Raw genomic sequence first — 13702 nt, 5'->3', positions numbered from 1 at the left:
TCACGAGTAATAGCCCAAATCCTCCTTCTTGGCTTTAACACCCTTACTCAATTCTAACCCAATGCTTTCGTAGTATTTTATTGTTTCTTTATCCAAGGAAGGATGTACTACCCCTAAAGCCTCTTCAAAATGTTTCATATGTACCTTCTCGCTATTCTCCCTTATTGCAGCCATTCCCGCCTCCCTGCATAGATTCTCCAAATCTGCTCCTGTATAGAATTCTGTGCGCATAGCTATATCTTCCAGAGACACATCCTCTGCCAATGGCATCTTTTTAGTATGCACCTTTAGTATCTTCAATCTCGCTTCTTCGTTTGGTGGCTCTATATACACAATTCTATCTATCCTCCCAGGCCTGAGCAATGCAGGATCTACAATATCGGGACGATTCGTAGCTGCGATTACCACCACCCCTTCAAGAGTAGTTAACCCATCCATAGATGTTAAGAGTTGATTTACAATTCTCTCAGTCACTCCAGAACCTCCGTAATATCCCCGCCTAGGTGCAATTGCATCTATCTCATCGAGAAAAACTATGCAGGGCGAGGATTGTTTTGCCTTCTTGAAGATCTCTCTTATTGCCTTCTCGCTCTCACCTACCCACTTGCTCATAACTTCAGGACCTTTTATACTTATGAAATTTGCTTCACTTTCAGTAGCCACAGCCTTGGCTAATAGGGTTTTGCCCGTGCCAGGAGGACCGTAGAGCAAAATACCTTTGGAGGCCCTTATGCCCATCCTCTTGAAAGCCTCTGGATTTTTAAGCGGAAGCTCTACAGCCTCTTTGAGTATTCTCTTCGCCTCTTCTAAATCTCCAACCTCATCCCAGTGAACAGAAGGTATTTCAATCATAACCTCTCTAAGCACGCTTGGTTCAATTTCCTTTAAAGCTTCTTTGAAATCTTCTTTTGTGACTTTCATATTTTCCAAAATTTCTGTAGGCACTGGCTTATCAAGATCAATTTTTGGTAAATATCTGCGTAGAGCGTTCATAGCTGCTTCCCTTGCAAGAGCTGCCAAATCAGCACCTACAAAGCCATGAGTTAATTCCGCAAGTTCTTCCAGCAACTTATCTTTTTCTTCAGGTGAGCCCTCTATCGGCATCCCCCTAGTATGAATCTGCAAAATCTCTTTCCTTCCTTTCTTATCAGGTATGCCTATCTCAATCTCTCTATCAAACCTTCCGGGTCTGCGTAATGCTGGGTCTACAGCATCAATTCTGTTCGTAGCGCCTATAACTATGATATGCCCTCTTTTGCCCAATCCATCCATGAGAGTCAAAAGCTGGGCAACAACCCTGCGCTCAACTTCCCCTGTGACTTCCTCCCTCTTCGGGGCTATGGAGTCAATCTCGTCTATGAATATTATGCTCGGAGCATTTTTCTGCGCGTTCTGGAATATTTCCCTCAATCTCTCTTCGCTCTGGCCATAGAACTTGCTCATTATTTCAGGTCCATTAATTGCATAGAAATGGGCATTGCTCTCATTAGCAACTGCCTTTGCGATTAGAGTCTTGCCCGTTCCTGGAGGGCCATAGAGTAGAACACCTTTGGGAGGTTCAATACCTAATCTCTCAAATAGTTCTGGATGCTTCAATGGTAGTTCAATCATCTCCCTTACCTTTTGAAGTTCATCTTTGAGCCCTCCAATATCCTCGTAGGTTACATGCTCCAAGAGTTCTTCAATCTCGGTTGGCGGCTCTTCTCTAACTTCCACTATTGTTTGCACTCCAATCTGTACAACTTTCTTAGAGGGCATAGTCTTTACAACTTGGAAAAGTATACCAGTTCTACCCATTAGGGTTATGTTTGGCACAACTATTTCATCCCCCTCCACCACTGGTCTCTTGAGAAGAACCCTTTTTATAAAATCCCCTATTCCCTCGCCAAATCTCAACCTCTGATTTTTTCCTATGAGTGGGGCAATTATTATTTTTTGAGCCTCTACGGGCTCTGCCTTTCTTACCTTCACCTTCTCTCCAACAGTCACTTTAGCATTTCTTCTTATGTGACCATCAATTCTTATAACTCCCCTACCCTCATCTTCTTGCTTTGAGCGAAATACCCTTGCCGCTGTGAGTCTTTTTCCTTCAATCTCAATTACATCTCCAACTTCCAAGCCAAGAAGCATACGAGATGAAGTATCCAATCTTGCTCTGCCTAACCCCACATCCATCTGAGGTGCTTCGGCAACTCTAAGTATGAGCTCTTTTTCCATAGCTCACGCAAATTCCGAAGAGTTAATAAACTTTTTCAATCTTTCTTTGGCATATACCTGTAGAGCAAATTTGCAAACACAGGCAGATTTCTGGACTGAATCCATACTCTTCCAGGACCAACAAATTCTGTCAATATGTATTCTCCACCAAATAGGAAAGATTTGAGCTTGCCAAACTTCCGTAATGTGAAATTCATACTCGCATCAAAAGCAGCCAAATGAATATTATCTATAAGCAATCTCTCACCAGGACCTAACTGGAGCATATCTATTCCACCGTAGGCCGCTATCCAAGCTTTGCCTATTCCACTAACCTTGAACCAGAACATACCTCCTGGTGTGAAAATTCCTTTAAATCCTGTAAATTTCACTCCGAATTCAAGCTCTGTGGACGCAAGGTAATTAGTATCGGATATGTAAATAGGCTGTGTAACTTCTATCTTTATTATATCACCAGGCAAACTTGGAGCAAAAACCACATATCCTCCTTCGGATTGTGCGTAGTAAGTGTTCATAAACAGAGTTTGTCCAGAAAGCATTTTTCTTAAAACCCCCTTCATAAATCCGCCCTTTGTGGTAGTTTCCACCCCTATGGTGGGAGACATGTAAACCATAGCACCAGCCTCTGCAACTATTCTCTCCCCTGGAGACAAATACACTTTCAACTCTGCAAATGCAGGTTTGTGCAAAATCTCAGTTTTCATCATAGCACCCCAAACTATAAGGAATTCAACATTATTTAAATTTTCTCTGGCGTTAAGTTTATTTTATGCATAAGCATGCTTGCATAATGCTCGCTATCATATCAGACATACACGGGAATCTTCCCGCCTTGAAAGTTGTACTTGAGAGAATCGAAGACGCAGATATAATTTTATGTGCGGGGGACCTTGTGGGATACAATCCCTGGCCCAATGAAGTGATATGGGAAATAAGAAAAAGAAAAATTCCTTGCATCAGGGGAAATCATGATAGAGCGGTCATTTATGATAGTTACTTTAGATTCAATCCGTACGCTGCAACTGCGGCTTCCTGGACTAGGAATAAATTGACAAAAGAGAATATGGAATATCTCTACTCCCTTAAAGACCATCTAATTTTAGATATCGAAGGCAAAAGAATTGCATTGCATCATGGTGCTCCTTTTGATGAGGACCGTTATATCTATCCCGATGAAGCCACTGGGGAGCTTTTGGAGTATGATAACGCTGATCTTCTGATTTTAGGACATACCCATGTACCCTTTGTAAATGTTTTTGAGAGGGGAGTAATAATCAATCCGGGAAGTGTTGGGCAGCCAAGAGATGGAGATCCCCGTGCCTCCTATGCCCTTGTGGATTTGAAAAATAAAAAATACGAGATAAAGAGAGTTGAATATCCAATAGATGAAGTCTACAACAAAATTATAGAAGAGGGTTTGCCTACGTTCTTGGGCGAGAGATTGTACATTGGCTACTAGCGCTTTTTCATTTTCTCCTTTACTCTTTTCTCCAAGTATTTATATTTTCCCTTCAACTGATAAGCATATTCCTCCTTCTTTCCCACTTTCCCCTCTTCATGCATATAGGCATACAAGGCTGCTATTCCAACCATAGCTGTTATACCTATGAGGATATATAGAACCCACATCAAACTGCTTTTTACACTAAAAGATGAATCTGGAATTATTCCATCAACCCTATCTCCAAGAACTTTGGATAAGTATGTTAAGTTCAAAGTATGATTCTCTGTGGCTTTATTCCATTCTTCCTTAGAGAAGTATCCGGGAGACCACATTTTATAAGTAGTGCCATTATAATTGAACACCAGGGAAAATCTAACAAAATAAACACCGTCAGGTGTGCCTGAGAAGGTTTTTATATGAAATGCTACGGGCTTTAATTCTTTAGGTTTAATATCTCCTAAATTCAGAGTATAATTTACACTGTTAGATTCTTCTATTACCGGCTTATTATGTATTCTCCAAATGCTTTTTGCCTCTTCCTCCGTTGCCCACATATAAATACCCACATGCAAAACGCAATTGTGCATAGTTGCCACATACCTATTTTCTATCGTAAAATTGAACTTTCCTATTTTACCTGGCTCTATCACTGGAGTGGTGAAATTATCAAAGTTTGGTACATGGGCAGGAGAGCCCACATAGGTTAGCATGATAGCCAAAAGAATTACTGAAATTTTCATTCTATGGGAAATCCGCTTTTAGAATTTTAAGTTTACCATGGTACAGGTTTCTTTCCCATTTTATATGCAATTATGTTTACAGTTCTATGAATCAATGGCGTTAAGAGCAATATTGTTACCACAGCAGGTATGTTTCCAAATGCAAATACGAAGAATTCAGGGTAAAATATATAGGTAAATAGCCATGCTATGAATACAAATGTGAGCTGATCTAACAGAAATGCTCTGCCCCCACTCTTTATTCCCAACCTTCTCTTTATAAATGAACCAAAAGAGTCCCCAAGCATTGCTCCAAAAGACAAACATGCTAAAATACCTATAAAGGACATATCCGATGAGAATTGAGGAAAGTAATTTTGAGGAAGATACAACGATAAGAAATTTTGTACTGTACCTACAGCCATTCCTGTTAGCGCCCCTCCAAAGAATCCACGCCATGTTTTACCCTTGCCCAAAATTCTCCGCCCATCCCAGAAATTCTTACCAAAATCCATAGGCGTCTTTCCCTTGAAGATCACGGCTGCAGAGTTGGGTATATATGCAGGAAGCATAAGCCAGAGTGCAGCAATCACTTGAGCAAGAGCGTTCATCATAGTGGTAATCGTGAAAGTAAACATAAAGTTTTGGTAAATATTAAATAAGGATTGCATATTAGGGAATTGGGCGCGTGGCCTAGCATGGATAGGGCGCTGGCCTTCTAAGTCAGTGATCGCGGGTTCAAATCCCGCCGCGCCCGCTGGGTAATCTTTATATTTAAGTTCAATTTACCCAAGGATGGTGTCAAGATGAAGAGGAGTTCAAGAAGCTGGAAAAAACGCGGAAAGATGCGCTGGAAATGGAGAAAAAAGAGAATGCGCCGCTTGATGAGGCAGAGGCGCGCAAATAAGAGCTGATTTTAGGTTTCACCTTGCTCTCTCCCAAATTTATATTGTTCAATTTTAACGGTAAGGTTTATATCTATGATGAAAATATCCGTGTTTAAGGGGGCATGGGGTAGTCAGGCATCCTGGTGGGCTCCAGTTAGATGATGAGCAGCGGGTCAGCTGAAAGATGATGAATAACTGGAGCGCTGACCCTCAGGAGAGACCCGCGGACCTGGGTTCGAATCCCAGTGCCCCCACTTTTTATCCAACATTTCAAATAAAAAATAAAAATGTTTTTTCGTGTTGTAGACAGGCTCAAGTTGAAAAATGGGGGGCAATTGCCCACTATAAAGCTTTCGGTTGCCCCCGCCCCTTAGGTTCGGGGGCACTGATAGGTTTGTTGACTAAACCAACGGGGGCATTTTGTACCCAGGAGGTGATTTTATGAAAAAGAGTAGGGTATATAAGTTGGAGATTTTATGGAGCACGGGAGATTTGACAGAGAGCAGGATAACAGAGACAGAAAAAGAACTGATAGAAGAGTATGGCTCTCTTTACATTCTAACTAAATATGAATTAGAAGGAGAGCCCAACGCAAGACCAGTGAGCTATCAGGTGTGGGATAAGGAAGATAATCCGTTGATACCGATAGATACACAGCCCAGAGTGGAGGAATCAGCATCTGCATGATGTACTACATTAGGGATATGGAAACAGGAGAGATAGTAGATAAGGCAGAAACCTTGGAAGAGGCGCTAGAGAAGTTGAAAGAGAGAGGTAGTGGAATACTGGAGATAATATGAGCATATCCAAAGCAGTTCTAGGAATTCTTCGGAATAATCCAAATGCCACATGGACACCTAAAACCCTGCAGTATGAAGCACTAAAAAGGGACATTCCTTTGAGTTATGAGAACGCAAAGAAGATTTTGCAGAGGTATGGCTCCAGGGTTTCCCGGGGCCAATATATTTTTTCAATCCAAAGGGACAGCATGTTACATTCAAGGGGACAAAAGGGGACAAATTTTAGGGGTATGTTACATTTGAGTAGAGAGAGTGTAGAACTTAGAAATTCTGAGAATAGATGTAACAAAGGGACATGTTACAAATCTGAGGGATATATTCCATTGTTTAGGAGGATGCTTGCAGTACTAACAGGGGAGAGTATGAGAAGCAGAACAATATCTCCACAGGATTTTTTGAGGGGCCCATACCTTTATGGTATAGGAAACGCAGAGACAAAGAGAATTTATTTCTACAGATTAAGAGATTTAGGGGTTCTGCAAAGAATTGGAAGGGGAAGATACAAGGTAAATGTGGATAGAGCGAGGGAGCTCATGGAAGAAGGGACACCCCTAGGGGTGCATGTTAGAAAAGAAGGGACAGATGTTAGAAAAGGGGACAATTTAATTACAATCTCACATCATTTCAGGATAAAGAAGCCAATCCCGATTAGAGAGGATGAGTTAGGGATAATCTCAAAGTATCTCTGGAGCAAAGAGCCGATAAAGGACTATGTGAATGGGATATACTTGGAAGCGTATCCAACGGGAGAAAGGGATAGGTCTCACGGGTTGAAGATAAAAACTCTGGGCGCAACCTTCTATATCACATACTCTTACAAGAAGGGAATAGCAAAGGTTATGATTTATCCGAAAAGGAAGGAAGTATGGGAGTTCTATGCAGAAAAATTGTTTGGGAAAGAATTTGTGGATAGGGCAATAAGGATAGGCATATCTTCTCATTTCGGCTTCAATTTAGACGAGATAAGCAAGGTTCTCTGGGAGGGGGAGGAGATAAAGATAACAATAAACAAGAGCGATTTTGGTTCATCTGGAGATTTGGAGTTTGAAGGAGTGAGCGAGGAAGGAGGGGAGTTGGCGAAGAAGTTAATAGAGAACAAGTTGGAGCTGGTAGGAAAGATTGTAGATGAATACGAAATCCTGAGGAGAAGGTTAGATGAAATCTCTGCAAATCTCTATTTCCAGCAGTCCAGCAAGGATGTAGATGAGTTAAGGGAGAAGATAAAGGAGTTAGAGAGGAATGTTAGGGAGATAAAAGACCATGTGGTTCTTCATACGAGATTCATAAACCTGATGTTGAAAGATTATCCAAACTTTGGAGGAGAGGTTGAGGGTTATGCGTGAGTTGAAGAGATTCCAGATAAAGAGGATAATAGAGGAAGCTATGAGGATAACGAATGATATAACTCTGAGAGATACAATAAAGTTAGAGGATATCTACAAGATTGCCGAAGCTGTGAAAGGAGAGAGATTAACAAAGAAGGAGAAGCTGATGATAGCAGGGGCAGTAAGTCGCTGCTATCCCACACAAAAGAAATTGGAGAACAAAGAATTAGAGGTTCTAGTGCTGATGTGAGCATGTATATTTATGGAGGAGGACATTTTTCTTCAATTACCTAAATTTGTCCAGAATTGATACAGATGGGGAGGGTCAATTTTTTTGATTTAAAGGAGAATTAGTATTTTCCTTACTCTCCATGCAATTTTAAAATTTCAACTTTTTATATAGTAGAAGAAAATAAGCAATTGATGTATGAGCCAAAAAGAGTTCAAGGATCATCGGAGGAGGGGCGTTTTATTTTACATTGCCTTACTTGCCTTGCTCCTTGCTCCGATAGCGAACTTCAGCCATGCAGCTAATCCAGCACCAGAAATCAGCATAACCATACCTTCTTCACACACGATAGGCAACTACACATTCATACACGGGAATGTTAGCGTGGATGTCAATATCACGGGCAATTTCACCTATGCGGACTTCTATCTGGATGGGCAATTCATCTCTCAATTCAACCAGAGCGATAACATCGTGAATGAGAACGGCACGAATTACACTTACACCACCTACCACTATTTTTGGGATACCTTCTACACGGGAGAAGGGCCACACATCGTAAAGGTGGAAGCCCATTATCCCTCTGGGGAGGTATCCCTCTCAAAAACCTACTATGTGGATAACCATGTTCCCGTTGCCAGCATACAGGTAAATAACTCTGGCATTCTCAAAGGAGTGCAGGAATTGAACATAACCGTTAAGGACCCCTTCTATTCCATATCCTCTGGAATATGGAAGGTAAATCTTTACATAGACAACGATAAGGTTTATAACCACACTCTAACGGAAATATCCTCATTCTACGCATTCCCGTACATCTGGGACACGGAGAAATATAGGGATGGACATCACAACATAACCGTTCAAGTGTGGGACAATGCGGGAAATGAAGCCAATTACATATTCACCTACTTGGTAGATAACCACCCACCGAGCGTGGCTATCATAAGCAATCTTTATCTCAAGGGAATAGCCACCTTGAATGTATCCGTATCTGACAATGTTAGCGGTATAGGAAAGGTTCAATTCTTCATAGATGGAAACCTCACATACACCGCATATCATTATCCATACCTATTCATTTGGAACACGGAAAACTACACGGATGGTAAGCACCTGATAAGCGTAATCGTGTATGATAAAGCAGGGAACAAGAACTCTGCGAGCGTGTATGTCATCGTGGATAACACTCCACCCGTGATAAAGCTCCTTTCTCCCAAGCCCTCTGGCAACGGAACTTTGAGCGGTAATGTGGAGATAAAAATCAAGGGAACGGACGATGTCACGGGCATGGCTTCAATCAAGCTCTACATAGACAATTACTTCGTTGCCAACGGCACAAATTCCATAGATTACGAGTGGAACACTACAAGGTATTTCAACGGGCTACACAGATTGACGATAATAGCAAGTGATAAGATAGGCAATGTGGCTATGTATGATTACAATTTCACGATTTACAACAGGCCACATCCACCCACTTTAACCATAACCTCTCCAGAGAACAACACGCTCTTTGGCACGAATGTAGTTAAGGTTAAATGGACATCCACGGGGCCTCTGGAGTATTACGAAATCAAGGTAGATAACACTCAATACATCAAGACGATGAACGAATCTTACCAAGTGAGTTTAGCGGATGGAAACCATACCTTCTATGTCAAGGCAGTTTTCAAGGGTGGAAAGACGATAACAAAGGAAGTAATGTTTAGAATAGATACCACTCCACCAGAGATTTTGGAATTGCTCGGTTCTTACCACTTCATAAAACCGGGAACTATCAATTTCACGGTCAAGGACGCTTCACCGATACAAGTGTTCATCTATGTGGCACAGGGAAATCAATGGGTTCTCTACAACCAAGGCAACTCTACGCATTGGACTATAAAGATAGACAAGCAAGGAAACTACCAATTCAAAATCGTGGCAGTAGATGAAGTCCAGAACACACAGGAAAGAGTGATACAGGTATCATACAGCATTCCACCACCACCGCAGAGGGAGAAGGTAAGGGGTTCTCCATTCATGCACCTTCTCCTCTATCCGATGTTAATGCTTATCCTCGCTATCATAGCGGTGGTGGTTTTGATGAGGCAGTTAAAGAAGAAAAAGAGAAAGAGGGAGAGCGAGGAAAGCCTATCTCCGAAGGAGAGGGCCGTGCTGGACGAGATAATGGCATACATAGGAGAGAATGAAGGAGCGAAAAGGGGTGATGTCATAAAGGATGTGAGCAACAGGATGGGCATAACTGAGGATGAAGTAGGAGTTATGCTGGACTTTGCGAAAGACCACTATTTAGTGAATGAGAGAGTAGATACGGACGGGGTAATCAGGGTTTATCCATTAGAGAAATTGCAGGGAACTTTGCAGACAGAGGAAGCCCCGTCGGGAGAAGAAGGAGGAAAGAAAAAGCACCTGCTAAAAAGGAGGTGATGTAGAAATGGAGAAGCTTGAGAAGAAGAAGGACAACAAGGTAAGGAGCTTGGTATTGGCAACCTTCCTGATGGCTCTTGCCCTCGGCGGATTCGTATCTGCCGAAGTGATAAACACGATGAACATAGAGTATGTTCAGGACATAATGCAAGGCAACATCTACTATGCAGTCGTGGACGCCACAACCAGCAACGCAGCACAGGCAGCGAACGGCTCACAATACATATCGAACATAACTCAAAAGCTGTTCGTACTGCTTGGAATAATCGGCGGTATAATCATAGCAATCCTATGGGTTAAAGTGGCAATCAATTTCTTCAGCGATGACCCACAGAGAAAGGCAATGGCAAAGGAAGACGCAATCAAGGCACTCGTAGGAACAATCCTCGTAGCAATGGCTGTGTTCGGAGCCATCTGGGCAATCGCTGGCTGGATGGTTGGCGCAACCCAGATAATCCTACCAAACAGCTTACTAGTGTGGGCTTTGTAAATGAGAAAGGCAACCTCTCTGTTGGCTTTCTTCGTTCTCTCTCTTTCTTTTGTTTCTATAACGGCAGAGGGCAGTAGCCCACAAACCGAAGACATAGTTAGGGATAGCACCTTTGCGAAGCACCTTGCGTATTGGAGTTGGCACGGAAATGGTACCTTCTTAGCTGTGGTTGCCACGCTAATAATTGCTCTGGCAGTATTGGGTGCGTTGTGGATGATTGCAGGATGGCTAACGGGGGCTGTGGGATGAGAAAGATGGTGCTGGTAATGGTTATCTTGGGATTAATCGTTTCACAAGTTCCTTATGTTAGTGGAGAATTGGTGAATTCTCAATTAATTCAAGATTCAGATTTCAAAGCAAGTGATAATTACGAATATTGGGACACGGAAAAAGGAGGCCCTTATGGAGATAGTTGGGTAATAAGGTTGGGAGATGGCTATGCTTACTTTTACCACTCAAACTTTAATGCTCAATGCTCGGACACGGACCCCTCTTATGCCCTCATTTCGCAACAGATACAAGTTCCAAATTATGAAATCGAAAATGCTACCATCACGATACACTTCATAGACCAAATAAACATGAGGTATGTTGTAGGATTTGTTAATTCTACGGGTGTTTGGTTATGGAAAGAGGTTTCGTGGGCACCCGTGGCTGCCACGAATGGAGGAAGTGCTTATGTTAATATTAACATAACGAGCTTTTTATCAAATTACACGGGGCAAAAATTGACTTTCAAGTTCGGGGCATACATAGATTACGATACTTCCAACGGGGATTATAGTTTTAGGATGAACATAACCTCTCTGAGTTTGGAGGTTATTTATGATAGTAGTGTTAGTGGAGGAGGATATTGGTGGCACGGAGGAGGAACTTGGTTCGGCGGTGGCGGATTGTGGTTTGGAAAAGGAGGGGGAAATCAAACCTATGTAGAATTCGTTGCTGCGAACATCCAGAGAGTTATGGCGATAGTTGGAACGGGATTGATAGCGATATTGTGGGTTAAAGTGGGAACGGATTACTTTTCCAGAGACCCTGATAAAAGGATGAGGTTAAGGGATGACACGCTCCTTGCTATTGTGGGGACGCTAATAATCGCATTGGCAGTTTTGGGAGCAATCTGGATGATAGCTGGTTGGGTAGTTGGAGCTTCGGAGGTGATTGTGATATGAAATCTGGAAAAGGAAAATCTAGAAAGGCACTATCTTTCGTGGTACTAATCTTGACATCCATACTCTTATCCTCTGGAAAAGTGAGTGCAGAGACCATAAAAACGGAGCAATTAGTTCAAGATAATACCTTCACATCTTCGAACAATAGCGCTTATTGGACTTATACACATGCGGGAGATTCGCGCATAGATTGGCTTTTATACCATTACTCCAACAAAGGACGATGGTATGATGTGGTTCAAGCGAGAAGTGATGATGAGACAACTTTAGGTGAAGGGTATGGCTATATTTGGCAAAAGATTAACATCCCGAATGGAGATATAATAAACGCAACTTTTTCGTTAGATTATGAAGCCGATGAAGATTCTAGTACAAAGGAATATGTTTGGGTGGCTGTAAAGGATGGATACAATGTTTCAAATGAGGGATGGGAAAGCCAACTTGGTATGGCTTATGAGAAGATATACACAGCAAATTTAACGGATATTGTAAAGCAATATGCTGGAAAATCCTTGTATGTTTTAGCAGGTTTGCACATAGTAAGTGGTTCTAAGCTTAAGTATGTGGAAACAACCCTTTACAATGTTTCTCTCACGATAACTTATAAGGTATCATCAAGCGGTAGCGGAGGTTGGTGGGGCAATGGTGGCTCTTGGAGTGGAGGTGGCTCTGGTGGCTGGTGGGGAAGCGGTAGCGGTTGGAGTGGAGGAGGAGGATTTTGGCATGGAAGTGGAGGAGTTTGGTTTGCAGGTAATACCTCTGGGAACGCAACCTATGTGGAGTATGTGGTGGGGAACATCCAGAGGGCATTAGCCATAGTTGGCGGTGCTGTGATAAGTGTTCTCTGGGTGAAAGAGGCGCTGGATTTCTTCTCCGATGACCCCGATAGGAAATCACGGGCAAAAGAGAACGCTCTAAAAGCTCTCCTCGCAACGCTCATAATCGCCATGGCGGTGCTGGGAACTATATGGCTCCTTGCGGGATGGGCAGTAGGAGCGTTTGACATAGTGGGGGTGATATTGTGAAAAGGATTACAACCCTGCTAATTTCCCTGCTCTTAATCGGAATGCTTGTGGTTGGAGGGGCACATGCAAAAATCGTGACGGAGCAGTTTCTAAAAAATCCGAGCTTTGATAGCGGTGGTGGGAATTGGAGTGTAGCAAGATATCATGATTATCAAGGGTATTATGTGGGATGTGTTTTCCAAAATGGAGAGGCGTATTTTTGGACGCATAGCCACTATGGCGAGGGTGTAGAATATGCTTATGCCTACATCTATCAATACTTAACCTTGCCAGACATAAACTCAACCCTGATAAAATCCGCAACTTTGAGCATGAAGTATTACAATTCTCTTTACTCTCAAAGCCTGAGAATTTATTTAGACATATCGGGAACGAAGCAATATTTCCCTACAACAAGGGGCAAGTGGGAAATCGGAACTATGAACATAACGAGCTTTGTCAAGAAGTATGTAGGAAAGAGGGTAGAGGTAAAAGCTGGTTGGAGTAGCGGTTGGGCAAGTGGGCATTTCTACATAGATTGGGTATATCTAAACATCACCTACAACAAGCAGAGCAGTTCTGGTGGTTCTGGCGGATGGTGGGGAGGAGGTGGATGGAGTGGCGGAGGTGGTAGTTGGAGCGGTGGAGGAGGAAGTTGGTGGGGAGGAGGTTCATCGTGGCACGGTGGAGGAGGTTTCTTTGGCATACTCGGTGGCTGGTTTGGGCACACGGGAGCGGTAAATCAAACTTATGTGGAGTATGAAGTGGAGAGAATGCAGGAACTCCTATCCATCACGGGAGGAATAATCATATCTATACTCTGGGTGAATGTGGCGGTGAATTACTTTTCCAGCGACCCAGACAAGAAAAAGAAGGCGAAAGAGAAATCTCTAAACGCATTCGTGGGGACGATAATCGTTGCCATAGCGGTATTGGGTGCTATGTGGATTATAGCGGGATGGCTGGTAGGGGCGTGGTAGAA

The 13702-nt window shown here is 42.6% G+C and carries 15 protein-coding genes and 2 tRNA genes; 13 read left to right on the top strand and 4 right to left on the bottom strand.

Translation table 11 applies throughout. From position 1 onward, the window contains the following. Positions 1 to 2217, bottom strand: a complete 2217-nt coding sequence (locus tag ABOO_RS05425) for a CDC48 family AAA ATPase (RefSeq protein WP_008086490.1) — start codon at positions 2215 to 2217, stop codon at positions 1 to 3. A 35-nt stretch (positions 2218 to 2252) separates the two neighbouring features. Further along, entirely contained in the window at positions 2253 to 2921 is a 669-nt protein-coding gene (locus tag ABOO_RS05420) for a TIGR00266 family protein (protein ID WP_008086499.1), read from the bottom strand. 86 nt (positions 2922 to 3007) lie between these two features. On the opposite strand from ABOO_RS05420, the gene ABOO_RS05415 reads away from it, so the two are divergent. Beyond that, positions 3008 to 3676: a metallophosphoesterase family protein gene (locus tag ABOO_RS05415; RefSeq protein WP_008086517.1), complete on the top strand. Its 669-nt coding sequence runs from the start codon at positions 3008 to 3010 to the stop codon at positions 3674 to 3676. Here the strand turns inward: ABOO_RS05415 and ABOO_RS05410 are convergent. After that, positions 3673 to 4401: a COG1361 family protein gene (locus tag ABOO_RS05410; protein WP_012997321.1), complete on the bottom strand. Its 729-nt coding sequence runs from the start codon at positions 4399 to 4401 to the stop codon at positions 3673 to 3675. The genes ABOO_RS05415 and ABOO_RS05410 overlap by 4 nt on opposite strands. 32 nt (positions 4402 to 4433) lie before the next feature. Beyond that, a complete protein-coding gene (locus ABOO_RS05405) occupies positions 4434 to 5018 on the bottom strand; it encodes a CDP-2,3-bis-(O-geranylgeranyl)-sn-glycerol synthase (RefSeq protein ID WP_236614231.1) in 585 nt (194 codons plus the stop codon). Positions 5019 to 5062: 44 nt separating this feature from the next. On the opposite strand from ABOO_RS05405, the gene ABOO_RS05400 reads away from it, so the two are divergent. The 12 genes from ABOO_RS05400 to ABOO_RS05350 all read left to right on the top strand — a co-directional run bounded on the left by ABOO_RS05400 (position 5063) and on the right by ABOO_RS05350 (position 13700). Continuing rightward, positions 5063 to 5137, top strand: a tRNA-Arg gene (locus ABOO_RS05400). Positions 5138 to 5186: 49 nt separating this feature from the next. After that, entirely contained in the window at positions 5187 to 5294 is a 108-nt protein-coding gene (locus ABOO_RS07915; protein ID WP_081440616.1) for a 50S ribosomal protein L41e, read from the top strand. 89 nt (positions 5295 to 5383) lie between these two features. Beyond that, positions 5384 to 5521: transfer RNA gene (locus tag ABOO_RS05395), tRNA-Trp, on the top strand. 187 nt (positions 5522 to 5708) lie between these two features. After that, on the top strand, positions 5709 to 5954 hold the full coding sequence (locus ABOO_RS05390) for a hypothetical protein (RefSeq protein ID WP_012997320.1): 246 nt from the start codon (positions 5709 to 5711) through the stop codon (positions 5952 to 5954). A 109-nt stretch (positions 5955 to 6063) separates the two neighbouring features. Further along, complete coding sequence (locus tag ABOO_RS05385) at positions 6064 to 7410, top strand: hypothetical protein (RefSeq protein WP_008086514.1); 1347 nt, start codon at positions 6064 to 6066, stop codon at positions 7408 to 7410. Continuing rightward, positions 7403 to 7642, top strand: a complete 240-nt coding sequence (locus ABOO_RS05380) for a hypothetical protein (RefSeq protein WP_008083445.1) — start codon at positions 7403 to 7405, stop codon at positions 7640 to 7642. Before ABOO_RS05385 ends, ABOO_RS05380 begins: the two co-directional genes overlap by 8 nt. Positions 7643 to 7819: 177 nt before the next feature. Next, the gene (locus tag ABOO_RS05375) at positions 7820 to 10054 is read left to right on the top strand and encodes an Ig-like domain-containing protein (protein ID WP_008086510.1); all 2235 of its coding nucleotides are present in this window, start codon (positions 7820 to 7822) and stop codon (positions 10052 to 10054) included. A 7-nt stretch (positions 10055 to 10061) separates the two neighbouring features. Then, positions 10062 to 10544 carry a hypothetical protein gene (locus tag ABOO_RS05370; protein ID WP_008086492.1) on the top strand — a complete coding sequence of 161 codons (483 nt, stop codon included), beginning with the start codon at positions 10062 to 10064 and terminating at the stop codon, positions 10542 to 10544. Next, positions 10545 to 10793 (top strand): hypothetical protein, encoded by a 249-nt coding sequence (locus tag ABOO_RS05365; RefSeq protein ID WP_012997319.1) that lies wholly within the window; start codon positions 10545 to 10547, stop codon positions 10791 to 10793. Continuing rightward, positions 10790 to 11716 carry a hypothetical protein gene (locus tag ABOO_RS08090; RefSeq protein ID WP_012997318.1) on the top strand — a complete coding sequence of 309 codons (927 nt, stop codon included), beginning with the start codon at positions 10790 to 10792 and terminating at the stop codon, positions 11714 to 11716. The genes ABOO_RS05365 and ABOO_RS08090 overlap by 4 nt, the downstream gene beginning before the upstream one ends. Further along, positions 11713 to 12741: a hypothetical protein gene (locus tag ABOO_RS08085; RefSeq protein WP_012997317.1), complete on the top strand. Its 1029-nt coding sequence runs from the start codon at positions 11713 to 11715 to the stop codon at positions 12739 to 12741. Before ABOO_RS08090 ends, ABOO_RS08085 begins: the two co-directional genes overlap by 4 nt. Further along, positions 12738 to 13700: a hypothetical protein gene (locus tag ABOO_RS05350; RefSeq protein ID WP_012997316.1), complete on the top strand. Its 963-nt coding sequence runs from the start codon at positions 12738 to 12740 to the stop codon at positions 13698 to 13700. The genes ABOO_RS08085 and ABOO_RS05350 overlap by 4 nt, the downstream gene beginning before the upstream one ends. The last annotated feature ends 2 nt before the right edge of the window (positions 13701 to 13702 follow it).

The organism is Aciduliprofundum boonei T469 (assembly GCF_000025665.1).
Lineage (GTDB): Archaea > Thermoplasmatota > Thermoplasmata > Thermoplasmatales > Aciduliprofundaceae > Aciduliprofundum > Aciduliprofundum boonei.
The sequence above is the reverse complement of the archived record's forward strand: the minus strand, read 5'-3'. Positions and strand labels throughout refer to the sequence as shown.